We start from the raw sequence: 20,456 nt of genomic DNA on the forward strand, positions 1-20,456 counted from the left end.
TTCAGCACCTCCCTACGCAAGCAGGAGGGTCAACTTTCGGAGGTCCCCAGGGGGTCAGTTTTCACGGACCGGCGACAGACGTGGTCACCATGCTTGACCGGGCGGCGGGAAAGCTTGAAAAGCTTCCCTCGGCCGTCGACCAACTGACCTCGGTGGCCTGGGACCTACAGAACAAACGGCCCGACAGGTAGACGGCCAGCCGTCTCGCGCCTGGGAGGGTTTCCTACGGTGCGAGGGCGCGCCAGTCCACGACTGCTGTGGCTATGAGCTTGAGTTCTGGCCCCACTTGTGCCACGCCGGGGTCCGGCGCCCGATCTGGCCATCCGGAGTCGGCGACCTCGCCCAGCATCGTGAGCAGGAAACGCGGCGCCCAGTCTTCGATAGGTACGGCCGGGTCAGGGTCCACGCACGTCACGCTGGGCCTTGTGTGAAGCCGTCGCCCCCCGGTTTGCCGGGATTTGTGAATCGGCTGGCGGGGCTTCGCCGCAGGCGAGCAACGAGCATCGCGCCGGGCGGCGCGCAGTCTCTACAGCGACGCGGCCCAACCTCTCGGCGACCAGACCTGCCAGTCCGCGTCCGGGTGCTGTCCCCGGCCGGTTCGCCAGCGTTCGGCGGGCGTCGATCGCTGATCGGCCGCCTTGAGACCGTCCGAATCCTCGTCGTCACTGGCGAGGATCTCGCCCTTGGGGGCGCAGGCCCATCAGCGTGGGCCGCGGAGCCGCCCTGCTGGACCTGCTGTGGCGGCGGACGGTTGGGCGGTCCTACGCCCGTATCAGGGGCGACGGCGAAAACATCTTCTGGCCCCACACGTGGGCAGGCCGCCGGCGGATGGCGGACGGTTCGGCGGTCAGGCCGCCGTATCTGAGGTGAGGGCGCACAGGCCGCCACAGTGCCCCGTGTGGGCAGCGACGCCAGGTTTCTGCGCGGGTCGCGGACGGTCGGGCCGGTCGGTGTGCCGGATCGACAGTGGCGGGCCGATATCGGCTTGGCGGCGGTCCGCCCCGGACCGCCGACCGGCAGGGACAGAAGGGAAGGGCCGGGTTATGAACAGCGAGACCGCGGAGCTGGTCGAGGACATCACTGGCCGGGTGCAGCGTGCCGTGTGCGCGGGTGACTATCCGGCGATCGTGGGTTTGCAGGGCGAGCGGACGCTGGTCGTCAGCGACTACGACTACCTGTTCAACTGGGCGACGGCGCTGGAGTTCGAGATCCGGACTGCCGCGCGGGCGCAGGCCATCGCCACCTATCGGTGGGTGTTCGCTTTCGCCCAGGTCTGGCACGACGACGGGGAGACGATCCTGGCTCGGCCGCTGCACGCCGGGCCGTTGCAGCCGGGGGAGACCGAGACGATCAGCTGGATGAGCTGCGACGCTGATGACGGGGTCGACTACGGCCGTGTCCAGTTCGCCCGCCGCCCCGGTGGCCAGCCGGTCTTCGATGAGGCCGAATACTTCGACACCCCGATGGATGCACTCAACCGGCTTCCGGGCTCCGCGATGCACCGGCTGCTCATGGCCGGTATCCCCGACCTCGCCGCCGCCCTGCCACGCTAACCCGGCCCGACGACGAACCGAGGGTTTCGGCTTCTGCCCTGCGGTGCTCCCATGGCGGTGGTTCCTGCGCTATCTGGCCTGTCGGGCTAGCCGCGCGGCGGTCGAAGGGAGCGCGGGAAGGAACGGCTGCGAGGTTGCCAGGGCGGCCTGGTCGTGGGTCTTGTCGTAGGCGTCGAGAAGCTCGTCGGCGCCCGCGTCAAGGAGGATGTCCCTCACTACCGGGTCCGCCGCCGGGACCGGTTCGCCGTCGAGTGAGTCGAGGATCTTCTCGACCCGCTCGGCAGGGAGCCCGACCGCGGCCAGCCCACGCAGGAAGTCCCGGTAACGCGCCTGATGCTCGGGCCGCAGCCGGGACGCGAGGTCCTCGGCGAGGTCCTTGCTGGATGCGTCGGACTCGGGCGAGGCCAGGTCGATCCGGAAGTCTGCCAGCGCCGGATCGGCCAGGGCGGCGCGGATCTCCGCGAGCACGCGCGGGCCCAGGCCGCGGAACTCCCGAAGCACCTCGTCCGGGAGCGCGGCCACCTCCTGGGCGAACAGGAACGGCGCGAGCGCTAGCCACCGCCGGGCACCACGACCGCGCTGAAGCCATCGCGCGGGCCGTCACTAACCCCAACCAGCAAGCCGAGGTCCTGATCGATCTAGCGCGAGCGCTTAAGGAGGCTGGACAGCACGAGCGGAGGCGGCGAACCCTCGCGAGATCACTGGTCCTCGGTCGTTGGACCACGTCTCTTTCGGAGATCGGACAGCTAGCGCCTGACGCGCTTGGGGTCCTGGCGGACAGCGCCGATCTGATCGGCGCTGGAACCGCCGGCAGGCCGACCGACAGAGGCTGACCTAACCACCCGTGGTTTCGGCGGCGAATCTTGGCCCCACCTTCCATCGGGGTCCGGACACTGCAGCACCTTTCGGAGCTGGTGTTGCAACCACCGCTAGAACTCAAGCTGGAAGTTTGGGGCCAGGACTCGCTACCAGAGCCAGGCCTGTACGCGCTGGAGCGGCTCGCGGTCGACTCGCAGGCCGACCAGCGCACTGTCGTGGAGGTCCTGTCCGCGTTCGTCCGCGAGCGCACCCGTCCACCAGCCCCTAACCCCTACCGGGACACCGGCGCCGCCCATGACGCCGGCGACTGACGCGCAGGCCGCGCTGACCGTCCTAGGCCACCTGCCCGTCCGCGAGAACGTTCCCCGCGCCGACCTGGCCGCCGTCGAGATGACCGGCGGCCCAGCTGGGCAGGGCAACCTGACCAGCGCCCCGGCTGCACGGCGCGAACCTGACCAGCGCCCAACTTGGTGGGGCGAACCTGACAGAGGCCCGATCTGCACGGGGCGGACCTGCCCGACGGAACGGGCTGACGCAGGGGGCATTTGGACGAGGCAGTCGGAGACGGGAGGACGCAGCTGCCCACGGGGGGGGTGACGCGGCCGGCGTCGTGGCCGCCGACGGTTACCTGCTTTTGAACATCATCCAGGGTCTCGGTGGTGACGCTGCGCGACGCGGCCCGTCCCAGCGCTTTGCCACGTTACGGATCTCACGCGCCGTGAGCGCGACCCGCAAAGTGGTAGAATGGAGCGGTACGCCCGGTCTCCGGGTGTACCTACCGAGTCGAAGAATTCCCTCGGAGAGCGGGCCCAGGCAAAGGCCCGTGCACCACCACTTGACTCCAGAATCTCGGTTATGGGGCAAGCGGCAACTGCACACGCGTTCGCGTGCGGAACTTGCTGCTGGCCCCCGACCAGTCGCAGCGAATAATCAGCGGGCTCGCTCCACGCGCCACGCCCTGTCGGGGAAGGCGTGACGCGGGCTGGAGTAGCTGATGTCCCCGGTTCTCACCCACGCGCTCCTCGTCGCGCTGTGCGTGCTGTTCTCCGTTATCGTCGCCCTGGTGGCCGGCATCCTCAGCCGCGCCGACGGGGCCAGCCTGCCCGCCGCGACGCTGCGCGGCGGGGCCGCGTTCGGCGGCGCGCTGGGCCTGGCGCTCGGTGTGCTCGCGGCGGTGGGGGTGCTGTAAAGCCAGCGGATCGGGCGACCCTCGCGGGCGCCCTGACCCTCGCCGCCACGCGCCGGCGGACCTGGCTCCGTGGGGGCGGTGGCGGTCTGGTCAGGAATCGTGCTGATCAGGATGGGGCGCGCTACCAGGGCGTCTCCGGGCTGGTAGGGCTTCGGCGATGATCCGTGCGACGGTCTCGTCTTGGCTTTCATCGACGCTGATGATCTTCTCGTGCGGGATGTCGAGGAGGTCGTTCGGCGCGTACCAGTCGGTGAGTTCGCGGGCGCCGTAGCTGGTGGCGTCGGGTTTCGTCGCGTGCCGGCGCAGCGTCTCCTCCAGCGACAGCGCGAAGTAGTAGACGTGGACCGGACCGGGATGCACGGCGATCACCGACCGCAACGCGGCGCCGTAGCGGGAGGCATCGAGGATGCCTTCGAGGATCACGTCGTAGCCGGCCGCGAGGCACCGCGTCACGATCATCGCGATCAGGTCGATGTTCAGCGCGCCCGGCTCGTCGCGCTCTCTGAGCAACTCCCGGCGGATCACGTCCTGCTGGACCACCGCCACGCCACGGCCGACCGCCTGGCGGATCGCGAGCGCGGTCGTCGTCTTGCCGCTGCACGACGGACCACGCAGCACGATCAGAGACGGCATGCGGTCCGAGTCCCAGGGAGACGGCATGGTCGACAGGGTAGGTCCGCCTGGTCAGCCAGGAGGCAGAAGACCGTCCCTCGGTCAGCCACAGCCGGATCTCCAGGTCTGTCCCTCCGGCGCGCATCACTGCGGTCGGGCGACGCGCCAGCGTCTCAGACGGCGCCGGCCGCCGCGTGCCGCCGTCGCGCGCGGCTACCGGTCGCCTTTGCACATGAAGTCGTCGCCGCCGTTCAGGATGGTGTCCCACATCGCCTGTAGAACCTCGTTGTTCTGTAGTTCGGCTACCTCTGGGTCCGAGTTCCAGGCTCGGGCTCGGTCGGCGTCGCTCTGCGCCTGGCGACGTCGCCGTTCCTCCTCTGGCAGATCCGCCCACCGCTGGGCTCTGGCCCTGGCGTTGTCGCTCTGCGCCTGCCGGCGGCGCCGCTCGGCCGCGGGTGGCGTTCCTGGAACAGCGAGGCCACGGCCTCGCGCACGATCAGCGGCGCTCTGCGCCATACGACGATCCCGTTCTTCCGGGGGCAGGCTGGCCCACCGGGCACGCACCTCGCTCACCACCACGTCGTGACTGGTCGACGACATTTGGTCCAGCACGAGGTGAAGCGAGTTACCGCCCGCAGTCACACTGGTGGTGCTCGGCGATGTTGGCGCCACCCCCGAGTCGGAAGCTGCTCGGGGGTTTTCGATCGTGTGCTTCAGGTCCAGTGCTCTGGATCCGCTGGGCCGCCAGGAGCAGGCGCTCTGCCCCGTTCACCTCATCGACAGCCTCGCCGAGCCTGGTCATCTGCCCATGGCTTCATCGGCTCGGCGAGCCGCTCGCGGAGCGGCTCTACGTCCGTCCCGTCTCCTCCGACCCCGGTCAAAGCTGCGTGCGCTGGTCGGGCGAGATCCGCCCGGCGATCGTGTGCCGGTGCGGACGGTTCGGCACGGGTGGCCGTCGTATGAGGGGCGAGGGCGAGAAGCCGTCGGGCGCGAGGCCGAGGGGCGTGGTGGTGGACGGTTCGGCGGCCCCGGTCGCCGTATCGGGGTGACGGCACAGAAGCCGGCGCGGCATCGCGCCCGCCGCGTCCGGGACGGCGGAAGTCCTGTGTCGGCTGCGGACGGTCGGGCCGGCGGCGCGCCGTATCAGAGGTGAGGGGCCGGCATCGGCCGTGACGGAGGGCCGTTCGGCCCGCCGACGGGATGGGATGGAAGGGGCGGGGTTATGAACAGCGAAACCGCGGTGCTCGTGGAGGACATCACCGCCCGGGTGCAGCGCGCGGTCCGCGCGGGTGACTATCCCGCCATCGTGGGTCTGCACGGCGACCGGACGCTGGTCCTGAGCGACTACGACTATCTGATGGGCTGGGCGACGGCCGTGGAGTTCGAGATCCGGGCTGCCGCGAAGGCGCAGGCCAACGCGACCCACCGGTGGGTCTTCGCGGTCGCGCAGGTCTGGTACGAGGACGGCGAGACGATCCTGGCCCGGCCCTTGTATACCGCGCCGTTGCAGCCGGGGGAGATCGAGACGATCAGCTGGATGAGCTACGACGCTGGCGATGGCATCGACTACGGCCGTGTCCAGTTCGCCCGCCGGCCCGGCGGTCAGCCGGTCTTCGACGACGCCGAGTACTTCGACACCCCGATGCATCCCCTTCGCCGGCTTCCCGGCTCCGTGATGCACCGGCTGCTCGTCGCCGGCATCCCCGACCTCGCCGCGGCACTCCCGCAACGACGGTGAAGACATTCACGATCCTGAGCGGTCTCGCCCAACAGGGGGCGGGCCTTCGGCGATGCACGGCCAGCCGCGGGTGACCCGGCGGACCGGATCCTGACCTATCCGGTCCTCGGGCTCAGCCGCGCGGCGGTGGCGGGGAGCGCCGGAAGGAAAGTCCCCGACGTGTCCGGGGCCATCTTCTCGTGGGTGTCGACGTAGTAATCGAGAAGATCGTCGGCGCGCGCGTAGATCAGGGTGTCCACCACGAGGCGATCTGCGACCGGTACGGGTTCGGCGCCGATCGAGTCGAGGATCTTCTCGAACACCGCGGCCGGGAGCCCGAGGGTGGCCAGGCCGTACAGGAAGTTGCGGTAGCGGGCACGGTGTTCCGGCCGAAGCCTGCCGAGGAGGTCTTCGGTGCTGCTATCGGGGACCTGGGACGGGTCGATCCCCAGCCCGGAGAGGTCGATCGTGAACTCGCCGAGCGAGGGGTCGGCCAGGGCGGAGCGGATTTCGGCGAGAACCTTCGGGCCCAGGCCCCGGAAGTCCAGCAGCACCTCGTCGGGGAGGGCGGCGACCTCCTGCGCGGACACGAACGGCACCCGCTGCAGGATGTTGGTCGTTCTCACGGACAGGCGCGCGTACAGCGCCTGGACGGGCGTCTGTTCGGTCGGTAGCTCGTGCAGACGCCAGTCGGAGATCTGGTCTGCGCGCAGGACCACGCGGATCTGCTCGGCGAGGTGGTTGTAGCCGAGCACGAGAATCTCCAGTGCATCTGCGAGGCCATACAGCGTCACCTCCGCGCCGGCCTGGTTCGCGTACTGCTCGCGAATGATCGACGAGCGTGCGCGGCTGTGTAGGAACTGCGGCGCGACGACCATCAATGCCTCACGCGCAGACCTGCCCGCAAAGCCGGCCGTCTGGCCCGTGATGTGCACCAGATGGCGGCCAGTTTCAACGGTTCCCGGGCTCATACAGGAACACCTCCAAATCTTCCAGGACTCAGGTCAGACGCGGCCGTCCTGCAAGTAGGTGGACGTGCCTCGTTCGAGGGCGGTCAGGGCGGCCTGGGTGCGGCGCCAGACGTAGGGACGCGGGAGCCGCGCGGCTTCCGCCCGGTAGGCAGAAGCGAACGGCGGCGAGTTCTGGGTCGACGGGATGCAGCGCGTGGGCCCGTTCGGCGGGCAGGGTACCGCCGTCGAAGACGAGGGCGAGGAGATCGTCCCAAGGGCCGTGTGGGGAGACCCAGTCCACCGCACAGCAGCTCGCCTTCGGGAACGTCGAGGTCGAGTTCTTCCTTCAGTTCGCGGCGCAGCCTGTCGCGGGGTGGTTCGTTGGCTTCGGCCATGCCGCCGGGGAGGTCTCAGTCGGGTTTGTAGGTCGGGTCGACCAGCAGCAGGCGTCCCGACTGGTCGCGGATGATCGCGTCGGCGGAGACTCGTTTGCGGGGGTTGCTGAGCGTTGCCCTCGGCGAGATGAGCAAACCCGGCCGTGTCCCGGTTGCCGTTCTCCCACTCCCGCGCGCGCTCATGACACCCCACCAGCCGGTAGGGCCGTGGCGACGCGGCTTAGGAACGCCTTCACGGCGGGGAGGCCGGCCTGCGGTTCGAGGCGGCGGCTCAGCGTCCGCAGGTGGCTGACGACCCGGTCGGAGTGCAGCTGCGTGGCGGCGTTGAGGACCGGTGAGCAGAAGCGGCTCGACGCGCCGTCCATGATCCGCCTGCTCCCATTCGTAGCCGTCCGAGTGCTATGTGCCATCAGTGTAGGTCACATTCTGTACGGCCGGTGCGGTCTCAGCCGCGCGATGTAAGAGCGTCAGACACGAACCGGCACAGCCTGTCTCGTTCGGCCTGCACACGCTTACGGCACGCGCCGGGGCCGAGTCGACCCACGTCCTCGGCCTCGGGCGCGAGCCACCGCCCAAGCCTGCATCGAGGTAACCGTGGACAGCGGGTCGACCCTCCCGACCAACGAACCGGCACGAACGGTGTACAGCTGCGTCGGCGTCGACCACACCGACGAAGCCGCCGCACCCGGTTCGAACCACCGACACTCCTGTCCAACCACCGCGGCCGAGACTGCGGGTAGACGGTCACCCCCCACGTTTGACTCGGCGACGGGAACCAGCCGGTGGCTATTAGCCTTCAGGGCATGGCGACGGAGGTCCGCGGGCCCAGCGAATGGACCATTCATGGGGAGCGGGTGGTCGATGACACCCGCCGCGCGGTGCTGAGCATCGCCGATGTCGAGCTACCGGACGGGGTGCGCTTCGAGCAGTACGTGTTGCGCCTTCCGCCGGCCGCGGTCGTCGTCGTGTTGGACGACGACGAGCGGGTCCTGATGATGTGGCGGCATCGGTTCATCCTCGACAGGTGGGTGTGGGAACTGCCGGGCGGCTACCTGGATCCCGACGAGGACCCGGCTGCCTGCGCCGCCCGGGAGGTCGAGGAGGAGACCGGCTGGCGCCCGAGGAACATGCGCCCACTGGTCTCGTTCCAGCCCGCAGTCGGCACCATCGACCAGGAGAACCTGGTCTTCCTCGCCTGCGGTGCCGACCCGACCGGGCAGGCACCGGACATCAACGAGACAGCGAAAATCGGCTGGGTGCCGCTCGCCGACGCCTATGACCGCGTCGCCCGCGGCGAGATCGTCGGCGCCGGGTCCGTCACTGGTGTCCTCGCGACCTTGCTCGCGAAGGCCAACGGCGAGCTCTAACCCGTTGCGCCGACGGCGGCCAGCCGCTCGGTCAGCGCATCGACCGCCGGCAGCCCCGCATGCTTGGCGAGCCGATCGGCGAGGTCGCGCAGATAGTCGACCGACCGCGCCGAGTTCAACCCATCCGCCGCCGCTGCGGCCTCGATCCCGACCGCCGCCGCCTCCTCGATGTCCCCGGCCTGCGCGTGCGCGCGGGCAAGCAGGACAAGGTTGAACTGACGGCCACGGACGTAGCGGCTGTCCATCTCCAGGGATCGGGTGGCGAATCGCGTTGCGAGGTCTCCCCGGCCCAGCGCGACGAAGCAATGACCGAACCGGGCCGACAGATACGCCTCGTCGAAATACCCGATCCAGCGCGGGTCACCGTGCCGGTCGGCCTTGTCGAGGGAACGCTCGGCGCGGTCCAACGCGGCGGCGCACGACCGCTGCTCACCCTGCAACGCGAGACCGTGCGCCTCCAGCACAGCGGCCTCCGCCGCGATCGCGACCACGCCTGCATCCGCCGCCGTCCGGCTCGCGGCCCGGGCGAGATCCACCGCTTCCTCCGCGGCACCGAGATAGGCAGCCTGATGACTCATCGCCGCGATGATCTCGGCGCCGAGCGGACGGTCGACCGCCGCCAACGCCAGGCGCAGCGCCTGGATCAGATACCGCTGCCCCAGCCCATGAAACCCAGCGTCATACGCGGTCCAGCCCGCCAGTTGCGTCAGCTCCGCTGCCGCCGACAGCAGCGCCGAGCCCACCGGCTCCTCGAACCGCCCCTCACGCAGCAGCGGCGCGACCTCTGCATCGAGGAACCGGGCGACCAACTCGCGGACATGCCCACCGCCGTACTGGTTGTCCAGCTCCCGGAACAGGCCTGTCGCCCGGTGGATGATCTCCACCTGAGGCGCCCCGACCGGCCTACGGCCCCTGCCGCGTGGCCGCTCCTCGAACGAGGACGTCAGCCACCGCATGACCGGTTTCGTGTAGGCGCCAGGATCAAAGCCCGACCCGCGACCGCCAGACCGCGTCTGCACGTCGCGCCGGAACAGGGTCGCCGCCGTGTCGATGGCATCCAACCACTGCGCCGGGAACTCCAACCCGCCCGCCGAGGACCTGGTCGGCTGGTCCGGGCCGCCCGGCCCATCCTCGGGCCGGGCCGGCACCGCGATAGCAGGCTCCCGGTGCACGAATCCGTCGATCAAGAGAAGATCCGCCGGCGCATAGCGCTCCCGGTCCGCCTCATCGAGCAGCCGGTGAAGACCCGTCTGATACGCCGACGCCAACAACGCGAGCATCTGCGGGGTCGGCCGCCGACCACCCGCCGGCCACGCCTCCAACTCCGAGAGCCGCGAGACCGTCAACCCCGCCCGGCCGTCGGGATCAGACCCAGCCAGGACCGCCTGACGGTTGATCTCCTCGACCGCCCGCTGGAACGTCCACCCACACGCCAGCCGGTAAGCCGACCGTGGCCGTGCCCCATGCACCCGGACGAACTCCGCGGCGATCTCATCCCGACCCGCGCCACGGTCCACCATCCGGCGACGCAGAGCCTCCAGCTCGGCACGGCGACTTGGCCTGCTACCCATCACACCCCCGGCCCCGACCCGCGCTACGGCCCCATTGTCACGGTAGCCGCCCGACTACACACCCGACAACAGCCGCCCGATCCCAAACATCCCCGTGGCTCCGCGCTGGCTGGAGGCGTCAGAGCGGTCGCGTCTGCGCGGCGATCGATGATCGGGTCGCGGCCCAAGCAACACTCGCCTGGCGAGCTTCGAACTCGGCACGGGCCGCCGAGCCACACATCAACGACTCCGCTGCTAGGCCGGACCCGCTTCGAACCGGTCGGCGCCTGCCCTGCCCGCTGCCCTCCGGGTGATGAGCGCCGGGATCTGAGCGATCGTGTCGTCGGCGAGGTTTTCCCAGAGGATGCCGGCCGGTCGGTGGGATTCCCGGCAGGCGATCACCTGTGTGGGAGTGACGATCAGGTCGACGCTGACGTCGTGTCGCGTCGCGGGGAGTTCCTCGTCGAGGACCTGGAGATCGTGGACCGTGGTGGCGATGGTGGTCGTGGGGGTGATGAGTCCGGCTTCCTGCAGGAGGGCGAATTCGAGGTCGGTGTAGCCGGCGCCTTTCCCGACGCGGACGCCCCGGACGTCGACCGCGACGGACCCACAGACCATCAGGTCGACCGGGCGCATCGCCGTGACGTCAACCGGGCAGCCCAGCCGGGCCGCCGCCTGGTGGGACGCCGCCTCATCCGGGGGGACGGTGAGCGTGGCCGGGTCAAGCTCGTAGAACGGCAGCGGGGCGGCGAGGCGAGGTACCGCCATGTAAAGCAGTCTGCCGTCGGCTAGGGCGCGGGCGCGTACGGGCAGCTGGGCCCGGTCGGGAACCGCTTTGATGACCGTGGCGTCCCGCCATACGGGCAGTCCGGCGAGCCGGTCGGCGGCCTGGTCGGAGCCGGTGAAGTCGGGGATGTGGCCGTGTACGCCGAGTGGCGCTGCGCGGGCGCGTTCCAACAGGTCCCACACCTTGATCCGTGCGGCCTGTTTCGCGGTCTCGACGCTCATAGAGGCCTGCCGGCGGGGTCGATGAGGTCCAGGATTCGGTCGCCGATGTCGCGGACCGCGGGCTGGTCGGGCCATTGCTGCAGTTCGCGTCTGGCTTGGAAGATCAGCGTGAGGCCGCCGCCGCTCCAGGTTCGGGCGACGAGGTCGATCGTCTGGGCGAGGACCGCGCACGCCTGGTCGATCTGGCGTTGACGGATGTGCGCGAGCGCGAGGTTGCCGAGGATGACCGCGTCCGCCTTCGACCCCGTCAGGGAGCCGGCGCCGATGCTCGCGAGGACGGATTCCGCGCGTTGGGGTCGGCCGAGCGCGAGATGGCAGGCGCCCGCCATCCGGGGCAGGTCGCGTGGGGAGATCAGGTGGAACGCCTCGTCGTTCTCGTCGGCCCCGTCGAGACTGCTCTCTGCCTCTGCGAGCAGGTCCTCGCAGGCCCGCTCCTCCCGGAGCATCGCCTGGGCTTCCGCCGCGTGCAGCATGGCCAGACCCGCCAGAATCCCGCTCGCTCCCCGGGTGACCTTGGCGGCCCGGATCGCGAGCGGCAGTGCCGCGTCTGGTCGCCGTTCCCCGTAGAGCGCCACGATCGTGGAACGCAGCAACGCCAAACCCTCGATCGCCGGCCGTCCCACCTCCCGGCCGATCCGCGCCGCCCGATCCAGGTGCAGCTTCGCGCTGGCATGGTCGCGGCGCTGGGACGCGTCCCACAGCAACTGGCCCATCAGGATCGACGCTTCGCCTTCGACGACCAGCACCTCACGCCGCACCCGCGCGCCACCGGCCAGGCCCCGAAGCTCACCCGCCAGGCCGAGGCATCGCCCCGTCTCCGCCAACAACGACGTCGAGGGCGCCGTCACATACTGGGCGTCGAGGTCATCGACCCGCTGTCGCAGCCGCGCGACTGCAACAAGATCAACCTTACGGTTGTCCGTCGGAACGTCCTCGACACGCCACTCGCCACGGGCCGCCGAGGATCGGGCAACTGCCCTCCCCGCTGGGGAGCCATCGCGGGTCGGCTGGTCCGGGCCTCCCGGCCCACCCTCGGACCGCCCAGGCGGCGCGATGGCGGGCTCGCGGTGCACGAACGCGTCGATCAGTAGAAGATCCGCCGGTGCAAAGCGCTCTCGGTCCGCTTGATCGAGCAGCCGGTGAAGACCCGTCTGATACGCCGACGCCAACAACGCCAACATCTGCGGAGTCGGCCGCCGACCGCCCGCCGGCCACGTCTCCAGCTCCGAGAGCCGCGACACCGTCAACCCGGGCCGGCCTTCCGGATCCGCTCCGGCCAGGACCGCCTGACGGTTGATCTCATCGACCGCCCGCTGAAACGTCCACCCACACGCCAGCCGGTAAGCCGCCCGAGGCCGCACCCCAAACACCCGGACAAACTCGGCGGCGATCTCATCCCGACCCGCGCCACCGGCCGCCATCCGGCGACGAAGAGCCTCCTGCTCCCCACGGCGACTCGGCCTACCCATCGCACCCCCGGCCCCGACCCGCCCTACGGCCCAATTGCCAGGGTAACCGCACGACTACCGGCGACCAAGCGCCCGAGTGCGAGACTCGGCCCGGCCGGCGCCCGGCCCTGACGGGAGCGGCCGTGAGACGCAAGCGGTCTCACCGTCCGCCGTCGGTTTTCATGGAGAGCTGGGGCACTTTCGAGCCTCTTTCTTGATCGCGGTGGCGTGTGCCGCGTGCGGACCGCTCGCCTCGCGTGCTCAAGCGAGGGCCACTTGAGTCGACACGGACATACGACCGGAAAGGTCAAATCTGGTTGTCTCTTTCATGTCCATCCGTTGACCTACTTGGCGTGTGGCGGCGCGGCTGCGGTGGGTGGTCGGGTTAGGATTCGACTGACCTGTCGGTCTGGGCGGTGGAAGGACTGGAATGTCGGCGGATTCTTTTGTCCATCTCCACGTTCACACCGAGTATTCGATGTTGGACGGCGCCGCGAAGTCTGGCCTTCTGTTCAAGGAAGCGGCACGCCTCGGCATGCCCGCCGTCGGGATGACCGACCACGGGAACATGTTCGGCGCGTACGAGTTCCATCAGGCCGCGAAGAAGTCGGATCTCAAGCCGATCATCGGGATTGAGGCGTATCTCGCGCCTGAGTCGAGGACGCTGAAGAAGCCGGTGTTCTGGGGCGAGGGTAGCCAGCGGGATGTCGACCCCGATGGTGAGGGCGGCGACGTCTCGGGTGGAGGCTCCTACACCCATATGACGATGCTCGCGGAGAACCCGACCGGCCTGCGTAACCTTTTCCGGCTGTCGAGCCTGGCCTCGATCGAGGGCTATTACCGCAAGCCGCGGATGGACAAGGACTTGGTCTCCGAGTGCGCCGAGGGGATCATCGCGACGACGGGCTGCCCGTCGGGCGAGGTGCAGACGCGGCTGCGCCTGGGGCAGTTCGACAAGGCGCTGGCTGCGGCGGCGTCTTACCGGGACATCTTCGGGGCGGAGAACTTCTTCCTGGAACTGATGGACCACGGTCTGGCGATCGAGCGCAGCGTCCGTCAGGGGCTGCTCGATATCGCCAAGCAGTTGAACATTCGGCCGCTGGCGACGAACGACTCGCACTATGTGACCGAGGATCAGGCCGAAAGTCACGAGGCGTTGCTGTGTGTGGGCACTGGTAAGCGGCTGGATGATCCGAAGCGGTTCAAGTTCCAGGGCTCGGGCTACTACCTCAAGTCCGCGGACGAGATGCGCGAACTCTGGGATGATCAGGTTCCCGGGGCCTGCGACAGTTCACTGCTGATCGCCGAGAGGGTTCAACCGTACGACGAGGTCTTCGGGTTCATCGACCGGATGCCGCTGTTCCCCGTCCCGGAAGGCGAGGACCAGCTTTCCTGGCTGCGCAAGGAAATCACCCGAGGGGCTCGCCGGCGGTTCCCTGAAGGCACCCCCGCCGAGGTGTTGGAGCGTATCGACTACGAGGTCGGGGTCATCGAGAAGATGGGCTTCCCCGCCTACTTCCTCGTCGTCGCCGACATCTGCGAATACGCCCGCTCGCAGGGAATCAGGGTCGGGCCGGGTCGCGGCTCCGCGACCGGCTCCATGATCGCCTTCATCATGGGGATCACGGAACTCAACCCGATCGAGCACGCACTGATCTTCGAGCGGTTCCTGAACCCGGAGCGGATCAGCCCGCCGGACATCGACCTGGACTTCGATGAACGCCGCCGCGGCGACATGATCCGCTACGTTACCGAGAAGTACGGCGACGACCGGGTCTGCCAGATCCTGACCTTCGGCACGATCAAGGCCAAGGCTGCGGTCAAGGACTCCTGCCGGGTCCTGGGCTTCCCGTACGCGCTCGGCGACCAGATCACGAAGGCGATGCCGCCGGACGTCATGGGTAAGGGGATCCCGCTGTCGGGGATCTTCGACCCGAACCATGACCGTTACAACGAGGCCGGCGAGCTTCGCGCGCTCTACGAGGCGCAGGCCGACGTCAGGAAGATCATCGACACGGCGCGCGGCCTGGAGGGCCTGACGCGGGGCACCGGTGTGCACGCGGCCGGGGTCATCCTGTGCGCCGAGCCGCTGCTCGATGTCCTTCCGATCCACCGGCGTGACAACGACGGTGCGATCATCACCGGGTTCCCGTTTCCTCAGTGCGAGGAAATGGGCCTGCTCAAGATGGACTTCCTTGGGCTGCGGAACCTGACCGTCATCGATGACGCGATCAAGAGCATCGAGCGTAACCGGGGCGTCGTCATCGATCTGGAGACGCTCCCGCTCGCCGACGACAAAGCGTTCCAGCTCCTTGCCCGCGGCGACACCCTCGGGGTGTTCCAGCTCGACGGCGGCCCGATGCGGAACCTCCTGAAGCTGATGGCGCCGACGAAGTTCGGGGACATCGCCGCGGTTCTCGCGCTCTACCGGCCCGGCCCGATGGCGGCCAACAGCCACATCGAGTACGCCGACCGCAAGAACGGCCGCAAGGAGACCCTCCCGATCCACCCCGAGCTCGCCGACGCGCTGGAGCCGATCCTCGGGGAGACCTACCACCTGGTCGTCTACCAGGAGCAGGTCATGGCGATCGCCCGGGAGTTGGCCGGCTACAGCCTCGGTGCCGCGGACCTGCTGCGCCGCGCGATGGGTAAGAAGAAGAAGGAGATCCTGGACAAGGAGTTCGCCCGGTTCTCCGCCGGTATGAAGGAGAAGGGCTACTCCGACTCGGCTGTCCAGGCCCTGTGGGACGTCCTGGTGCCGTTCTCCGGGTACGGGTTCAACAAGTCCCACACCGCCGGCTACGGTGTCGTCTCGTTCTGGACCGCCTATCTGAAGGCCAACTACCAGGCCGAGTACATGGCGGCGCTGCTGACCTCGGTTGGTGACGACAAGGACAAGATGGCGGTCTACCTCGCCGAGGCCCGCAAGATGGGCGTCAAGGTCCTGCCACCGGACGTCAACCAGTCCGACCTGCGCTTCACCCCGGTCGGGGAGTCGATCCGCTTCGGTTTGGGCGCGGTCCGCAACGTCGGCGCGAACGTCATCGCCTCGATCGTCGCGACCCGCGAGAAGAAGGGCGACTACACCTCGTTCGTCGACTTCCTCGACAAGTCCGAGATCACGGTGTGTAACAAGCGGGTCATCGAGTCGCTGATCAAGGCCGGTGCGTTCGACTCCCTCGGCCACAACCGCAGGCCCTTGGTGAACGTCCACGAGGCCGCCGTCGACGCGGTGATCGGTACGAAGCGGGCCGCGGCGATCGGCCAGTTCGACCTGTTCGGCGACGCCGGCGGTGCCGACGAGGAAGCGAAGATCGGCCTGGACCTGGACCTGAGCGCCGCCGAGTGGCCGCGCAAGGAGCGGCTGGCCCTGGAACGGGACATGCTCGGCCTCTACGTGTCCAGCCACCCGCTGGAAGGCGCGGAGAAGATCCTCGAACGCCACCGGGACGTCAGGATCATCGACCTGGTCGAACGCGACGACGACGAGGCGGCCCCGGTCGCGAACAACGGCTTCGGCGGCGCGGTCGTGAAGGTCGCCGGGATCATCTCGAAGATCGACCGGCGGGTGAACAAGAATTCCGGAGCGCCCTGGGCGATCGTCACGATCGAGGACCTCGACGCCGCGATCGACTGCCTGTTCTTCCCGAAAAGCTACGAGCAGTACGCCTCAGCCCTCTCGCCGGACGCGGTCGCGACTGTCAGCGGCCGGATCAACGAGCGTGAGGGCAGCGTCAGCCTGTTCGCCCAGGATCTGACGATCCTCGACGTGGACACCAGTCAGGATGGACCGCCCATCCTGATCACCCTGCCCACCCACAAGATCACGTCTCCGTTGGTGGAGGAGCTGCGGCTCGTACTGGCGACCCATCCGGGGACAACCCCGGTGCACCTGCGCCTCGAAGGCCCGCAGAACATCCACCTACTGAAGCTCGAAGCGCAGGTGCGGTCGTGCAGCGCGCTGTTCGCGGACCTGAAGAGCGCTCTCGGCGCGAAGGCGATCTCCGCGTGACCGACGGCTGTCAGGTCGAGATCGAAACCGCGGACGAGGTACCGAGCTGCCTTCGCTGCGGCGGCGAGGGACTAGCTGCGGCACGCGTCCCGCATGCGATCCAGGCCGCAAACGGTCCGGTGGAGGGCTTCCACCGGTTCGTACTCTGCCCGTCCTGCGACGCCGACGACCCGGCCGCCGCAGGACTGATCACCTACTTCCACGTACACGGCCAGGTGTCGACGGAAACCCAGGGACAGTTCGTTGACCTGCTCTCACGGTGGGCCTCAGCCCTGACCGTGGCGACGGTCAACCCGACAGCCTGGGAGGACGATCTCCAAGCCTGGCTACAAGGCGACCTCTGACAGCAGCAACGTCGCGGGCGGGGCTTGAGATCAATGCCGCCTGAGGCCAGGCGGTGCGGGGACGGTGCTCTGCCCTGTGGGGCGTCCAGGCCGGTCTGGACGGGCGGCTTCGGTCGTCGTTCAGGTGGCCAGCAGGTCTCGAAGCAGGATGGTGCTGGAGGTGCCGCGGTGGGCCGCGAACCGAACCCAGGGGTGTTCGCCGGTTGGGTGAAGCTGCAAAGTGCGTTCCGCGATCCAGCCCTTGATCCGGAACTCTAGGTCGCCAATGTGTACTAGGCCGTAGGTGGCGCCGTTGGCGGTGCGGAGCCGGAGCGCTTTGCCCTCTGCGTAGACCGCGGCCGGATGATCAGGGGAATCGGCTCTCTCCTCCAGCGGCGCTCCCCAGTCGAAGAACGCCGCGGGCACCGACGTGCCCCAGGGCATGAACGCGGCTGCATCGAAGCGCGCAGGCGGGCGGGAGAAGAGGATGCCTTCGGGCGCCAACGCGCCGAGCGCGTCGAAGGGAAACAGCTCCACCAGGCCGGGAGTGACCTCGGCATCGATGACCAGGTGCACGCGTCGTGTATCACCCTCGTTCACAGCGCTGTGGTCCTGCCCGAAGTCGCCGTACCACAGCTCGCCGATACCCCACCTGTGGCGCTCGCCGCCGATCGTGATCCCGACTGCTGGGTTGGTGGTGATCGGGATGTGCAGTCGGACCATGCCGTAGTCGAGTCCGAGCGGCGCGTCCGAGTGGGCCTTGACGACGCATCCCGGCAGGAGCGAAATCAGCCGTGCGCTACGTAGCGGCATGGGCAGGCCTGCAAGGACCTCCCGCAGGTAGGGCACCTCGGCCAGTACAGGGCAATCGGCGAAGCTGTCGAGGCCGGGTCCGCCCGGGTCGGTGCGCTCGGGACGCCCGCCGGGGCTGCGCAGGGGAAGGCAGTGCCAGCCCCTGTCGGCATTGTCGACGGGAGCTGCGTATGAGCCTTTCGGGGGCCATGTCCGGGCCATCAGGACGCCGTAGTCGGCGAGCAGTCGGGCGGCCTCGAAGGTCAGGCGGAGCCGCACGGCGGTCGGCCGGCTATTTGCCATGAGGATCTCCAATGGCCAGAGCGTTTCATCTCGGGGATGCAGCATTCCGGGCGCGTGATGGCGAGCAGGCCCTCCCCCGGGGGACGTCTCTGACGCGCTACTCGGGGGGAGGGCCCGCCGGTCTGTGCGACGCTGCGGGGCGCGTGATCTGCGCACGGCCTCCTGGGCTGGCCTTGTTACACGGCGGTCAGGCGGCGAGCCAGTGACTGACCGTACTCGCGCCCTGAGGGATGCCGATCCTGGCGAACAACTCGCCGTGCTCTGGCCCGAGGAACGCGTCCCGCTTGTCGTTGAAGAACGCCTCGTCGTACCACGCGACGCCGAAGCTCACGGTGCCGCCGCCGGCCGATGAGCGCTCGACCCAGGTCGCCTGCCAGTCGTAGGAGCTGTCGGGACGCGCAGCCAGCATCTCGTCGGAGGCACGCAACGCCGCGATGCAACGCGTCAGAGCGTCGTCGGTAGGGAGCCTGAACTCGCACTGGGACATGGCGATGACCTGCCGGCCGCCCCGGCGCGCGGGGTCCGACTCGCCGAGTAGGACGAGCTCTCTCTGGAGGGGTGGGAGGAGCGTGCTCGAAGACATGGAATTCCCTTCCTGATCGCTGCGTGACGTGCGAAGCGCCCGGCCAAAGTCACCCGCGCAGGGCCTAACCCCTGAGTCCACTTCGACGACAACCGGTAGAAGATCTTTCGGCGCTTGTCCCTAAAGGGTCAGCAGGAGACACCATCGACTGTCACAGCTCGGCGGCCGAATGTCATTCCCCCGGTGGAGAAGAAACGCCACCCTCCACACGCCACGACCTCGCCGCCGTTCGCACACCTGGCAGACATCAGGAGGCTGCGAGCACCCTTCGACGCGCAGGCATGCCCTACTGCACTGCCATACAGTCGGCCGGCCTCATTACGGTCGGCATTTTCCGCGACGGGAGGCTCTCCTGGTCCCGGGGTGACCGTCCAGGAGTGCAGACCAGCGGTGCGCTCCTACTTGGCCACCCGGACGAGAACCCGGCTGTCCTGCTTGTCGACCGCCGGCAGCACACCGGATGCCTCGGGTAGGCCAGCGTCGGCGGAGTGGGCCTCGATCCATAGCCGGACCTCCTGCCCCCCGTCACGGTCCCAGGCCAAGACGCGCTCGACGAGTCGGGCCGCCAGCTCGGCACCCTGCGGACCATAGCCGCAGGCAGTGATCTCGTAGCTGGGCATCGCGGCGTTGCCGGCGGAAAGCGGCGGGGTTGTGAGGTACGCCAGCGTTCCGCCTTCGACGATGCCCATGCTCGGGATGAATCCGTCCTCCACGACCTGCCGGCTGCGCAGGACCGCCTCGGCACGCTCGAAAACGGCCCCAGCAGGCGCAGCGGCACTACCAGCCGCCCGTCCTCGGCCCGCTGCGCCCACCAAGCCTTCGGGATGTCCCAGGCGCCCGCCGTAACCACGATTCGGTCGAATACCGGCCCCTCGGGCCCGCCGAGCATGCCGTCCCCCTGCACCACGGTGACGGCCTCGCCCAGTCCGCTCAGCGCGGTACGCGCTGCGTCCGCGTCGTACTCGATCGTCGTCACCGAGCCCGCCGGGCCGACCAGATAGGCAAGCAGCGCGGCGTTGTAACCCGTCCCGGCGCCGATCTCCAGGACCCGATGGCCAGGGAGAGCGTCAAGCTGTGCGAGCATGCCGGCGACCGTGCCAGGTGAGGACGCGGAGCTGACCGCGGCCCCGTCGCCGTCGCGATAGGTGACCACCGGGTCAGGCCCGTAGGCCCGCTTCAGTGGGACGCCTGGCAGGAACAGATGCCGAGGTACCGCCCGCATCGCCTCGCCCACCTGGCTGCTCAGCGCCGCGCCCCACGGCCGTAGGCCGTCGACCATCGTGTTCCGCAGGCTATCCGCCGCAGCTGCCCGACCCGATACCCACCGCCGTAGTGTAATTCACCGTCGCTGCGTGTTGGCGTCCAACTCGGTGCCGGCGAGCTCCGGCCCAGTGCAAGAAGAAGCGACGGTGCGTTTTTTCTCCACGTGGGGATGGTTGCGCGGCGGCCGAGGGCCCGGACCTGCGGAGATGATTGGTTTCCGTCGGCCGATGGGGCGGTTTCTGTTTCTTCTCCTGCTGGGAGATGACGTTGCGGTTCGGTGTGGTGAGAGTCGGTATCGGTTTCCGTGCTGTCTTTCTCGCTCGCAGCAGGTTCGGACGCCATCACCTTTCAAGGCCAAGGGGTCGAAGCGATGACCGTGTCTGGACCGCGCACCGAGGCGACACCGGGGCAGCCTCCTGAGGCGCCCCGTCTTCCGCAGCAGTCGGTTCGGGACGCGTCGACGGGCTCGACCCGCGTAGACATGCCACGGCAGACCGCAGCGTGTGGGGCCGACGGTGTTTGCCGTCACGCAAAGGTAGGCGAACCACGCCGGCCTCCTCGCCAGCCCGACC

16 protein-coding genes and 2 pseudogenes are annotated in these 20,456 nt (G+C 68.8%); 6 read left to right on the plus strand and 12 right to left on the minus strand.

All coding sequences use genetic code 11. The annotated features are described in order from the left end of the window. Nucleotides 1-1,043: 1,043 nt before the first annotated feature. The gene (locus I6A60_RS20185) at nucleotides 1,044-1,553 is read left to right on the plus strand and encodes a hypothetical protein (protein ID WP_203022408.1); all 510 of its coding nucleotides are present in this window, start codon (nucleotides 1,044-1,046) and stop codon (nucleotides 1,551-1,553) included. Between the two features lie 69 nt (nucleotides 1,554-1,622). On the opposite strand, the gene I6A60_RS20190 is transcribed toward I6A60_RS20185, so the two are convergent. Continuing rightward, nucleotides 1,623-2,075: a hypothetical protein gene (locus I6A60_RS20190; protein WP_203022409.1), complete on the minus strand. Its 453-nt coding sequence runs from the start codon at nucleotides 2,073-2,075 to the stop codon at nucleotides 1,623-1,625. Nucleotides 2,076-3,366: 1,291 nt separating this feature from the next. Between I6A60_RS20190 and I6A60_RS20195 the strand changes: the two genes are divergently transcribed. Then, entirely contained in the window at nucleotides 3,367-3,561 is a 195-nt protein-coding gene (locus I6A60_RS20195; protein WP_203022411.1) for a hypothetical protein, read from the plus strand. Between the two features lie 90 nt (nucleotides 3,562-3,651). Here I6A60_RS20195 and I6A60_RS20200 read toward each other — a convergent pair whose 3' ends face one another. Then, entirely contained in the window at nucleotides 3,652-4,221 is a 570-nt protein-coding gene (locus I6A60_RS20200; protein WP_203022412.1) for an AAA family ATPase, read from the minus strand. Between the two features lie 1,174 nt (nucleotides 4,222-5,395). Between I6A60_RS20200 and I6A60_RS20205 the strand changes: the two genes are divergently transcribed. Beyond that, complete coding sequence (locus tag I6A60_RS20205; RefSeq protein ID WP_203022414.1) at nucleotides 5,396-5,911, plus strand: hypothetical protein; 516 nt, start codon at nucleotides 5,396-5,398, stop codon at nucleotides 5,909-5,911. 95 nt (nucleotides 5,912-6,006) lie between these two features. Here I6A60_RS20205 and I6A60_RS20210 read toward each other — a convergent pair whose 3' ends face one another. The 3 genes and pseudogenes from I6A60_RS20210 to I6A60_RS20220 all read right to left on the minus strand — a co-directional run bounded on the left by I6A60_RS20210 (nucleotide 6,007) and on the right by I6A60_RS20220 (nucleotide 7,600). Then, on the minus strand, nucleotides 6,007-6,861 hold the full coding sequence (locus I6A60_RS20210) for a DNA-directed RNA polymerase subunit alpha C-terminal domain-containing protein (protein ID WP_203022415.1): 855 nt from the start codon (nucleotides 6,859-6,861) through the stop codon (nucleotides 6,007-6,009). Nucleotides 6,862-6,894: 33 nt separating this feature from the next. Further along, nucleotides 6,895-7,428: pseudogene (locus tag I6A60_RS44080) on the minus strand (NUDIX domain-containing protein). Then, entirely contained in the window at nucleotides 7,415-7,600 is a 186-nt protein-coding gene (locus I6A60_RS20220) for a hypothetical protein (protein WP_203022416.1), read from the minus strand. Before I6A60_RS20220 ends, I6A60_RS44080 begins: the two are co-directional and overlap by 14 nt. A gap of 438 nt (nucleotides 7,601-8,038) precedes the next feature. On the opposite strand from I6A60_RS20220, the gene I6A60_RS20225 reads away from it, so the two are divergent. Then, nucleotides 8,039-8,602 carry an NUDIX hydrolase gene (locus tag I6A60_RS20225; protein WP_203022417.1) on the plus strand — a complete coding sequence of 188 codons (564 nt, stop codon included), beginning with the start codon at nucleotides 8,039-8,041 and terminating at the stop codon, nucleotides 8,600-8,602. On the opposite strand, the gene I6A60_RS20230 is transcribed toward I6A60_RS20225, so the two are convergent. From I6A60_RS20230 to I6A60_RS20240, 3 genes are all read right to left on the minus strand, one after another. Then, nucleotides 8,599-10,122, minus strand: coding sequence for a hypothetical protein (locus tag I6A60_RS20230; protein ID WP_238435837.1), 1,524 nt, complete (start codon nucleotides 10,120-10,122; stop codon nucleotides 8,599-8,601). The genes I6A60_RS20225 and I6A60_RS20230 overlap by 4 nt on opposite strands. Before the next feature lie 285 nt (nucleotides 10,123-10,407). Next, entirely contained in the window at nucleotides 10,408-11,160 is a 753-nt protein-coding gene (locus tag I6A60_RS20235; RefSeq protein ID WP_203022419.1) for a 5-formyltetrahydrofolate cyclo-ligase, read from the minus strand. Further along, a complete protein-coding gene (locus I6A60_RS20240) occupies nucleotides 11,157-12,008 on the minus strand; it encodes a hypothetical protein (protein ID WP_203022420.1) in 852 nt (283 codons plus the stop codon). The genes I6A60_RS20235 and I6A60_RS20240 overlap by 4 nt, the downstream gene beginning before the upstream one ends. A 1,030-nt stretch (nucleotides 12,009-13,038) precedes the next feature. Between I6A60_RS20240 and dnaE the strand changes: the two genes are divergently transcribed. Both dnaE and I6A60_RS20250 read left to right on the plus strand, forming a co-directional pair. Further along, on the plus strand, nucleotides 13,039-16,620 hold the full coding sequence (gene dnaE / locus I6A60_RS20245; protein ID WP_203022421.1) for a DNA polymerase III subunit alpha: 3,582 nt from the start codon (nucleotides 13,039-13,041) through the stop codon (nucleotides 16,618-16,620). Then, complete coding sequence (locus I6A60_RS20250; protein WP_203022422.1) at nucleotides 16,617-16,964, plus strand: DUF6300 family protein; 348 nt, start codon at nucleotides 16,617-16,619, stop codon at nucleotides 16,962-16,964. Before dnaE ends, I6A60_RS20250 begins: the two co-directional genes overlap by 4 nt. A gap of 120 nt (nucleotides 16,965-17,084) precedes the next feature. Here the strand turns inward: I6A60_RS20250 and I6A60_RS20255 are convergent, their stop codons facing one another. From I6A60_RS20255 to I6A60_RS44085, 4 genes and pseudogenes are all read right to left on the minus strand, one after another. Then, the gene (locus tag I6A60_RS20255) at nucleotides 17,085-18,050 is read right to left on the minus strand and encodes an aspartyl/asparaginyl beta-hydroxylase domain-containing protein (RefSeq protein WP_203022423.1); all 966 of its coding nucleotides are present in this window, start codon (nucleotides 18,048-18,050) and stop codon (nucleotides 17,085-17,087) included. A gap of 175 nt (nucleotides 18,051-18,225) precedes the next feature. Beyond that, the gene (locus I6A60_RS20260) at nucleotides 18,226-18,621 is read right to left on the minus strand and encodes a hypothetical protein (RefSeq protein WP_203022424.1); all 396 of its coding nucleotides are present in this window, start codon (nucleotides 18,619-18,621) and stop codon (nucleotides 18,226-18,228) included. A gap of 398 nt (nucleotides 18,622-19,019) precedes the next feature. After that, entirely contained in the window at nucleotides 19,020-19,334 is a 315-nt protein-coding gene (locus I6A60_RS41840; RefSeq protein ID WP_238435838.1) for a hypothetical protein, read from the minus strand. Between the two features lie 65 nt (nucleotides 19,335-19,399). Continuing rightward, a pseudogene (locus I6A60_RS44085) lies at nucleotides 19,400-19,900 on the minus strand (methyltransferase, FxLD system); the annotation flags it as partial. Nucleotides 19,901-20,456 lie beyond the last annotated feature (556 nt).

Origin of the sequence: Frankia sp. AgB1.9 (genome assembly GCF_016786355.1) — a bacterium.
GTDB lineage: Bacteria > Actinomycetota > Actinomycetes > Frankiales > Frankiaceae > Pseudofrankia.

Bases quoted from the DNA above. Each gene is read 5' to 3' on its own strand.
- I6A60_RS20225 (WP_203022417.1), top strand. From the start codon at position 8,039: ATGGCGACGGAGGTCCGCGGGCCCAGCGAATGGACCATTCATGGGGAG.
- I6A60_RS20200 (WP_203022412.1), bottom strand. From the start codon at position 4,221: ATGCCGTCTCCCTGGGACTCGGACCGCATGCCGTCTCTGATCGTGCTG.
- I6A60_RS20220 (WP_203022416.1), bottom strand. From the start codon at position 7,600: ATGGACGGCGCGTCGAGCCGCTTCTGCTCACCGGTCCTCAACGCCGCC.
- I6A60_RS20230 (WP_238435837.1), bottom strand. From the start codon at position 10,122: ATGGTGGACCGTGGCGCGGGTCGGGATGAGATCGCCGCGGAGTTCGTC.
- I6A60_RS20195 (WP_203022411.1), top strand. From the start codon at position 3,367: ATGTCCCCGGTTCTCACCCACGCGCTCCTCGTCGCGCTGTGCGTGCTG.
- I6A60_RS20235 (WP_203022419.1), bottom strand. From the start codon at position 11,160: ATGAGCGTCGAGACCGCGAAACAGGCCGCACGGATCAAGGTGTGGGAC.
- I6A60_RS20210 (WP_203022415.1), bottom strand. From the start codon at position 6,861: ATGAGCCCGGGAACCGTTGAAACTGGCCGCCATCTGGTGCACATCACG.
- I6A60_RS20260 (WP_203022424.1), bottom strand. From the start codon at position 18,621: ATGTCTTCGAGCACGCTCCTCCCACCCCTCCAGAGAGAGCTCGTCCTA.
- dnaE (WP_203022421.1), top strand. From the start codon at position 13,039: ATGTCGGCGGATTCTTTTGTCCATCTCCACGTTCACACCGAGTATTCG.
- I6A60_RS20205 (WP_203022414.1), top strand. From the start codon at position 5,396: ATGAACAGCGAAACCGCGGTGCTCGTGGAGGACATCACCGCCCGGGTG.
- I6A60_RS20185 (WP_203022408.1), top strand. From the start codon at position 1,044: ATGAACAGCGAGACCGCGGAGCTGGTCGAGGACATCACTGGCCGGGTG.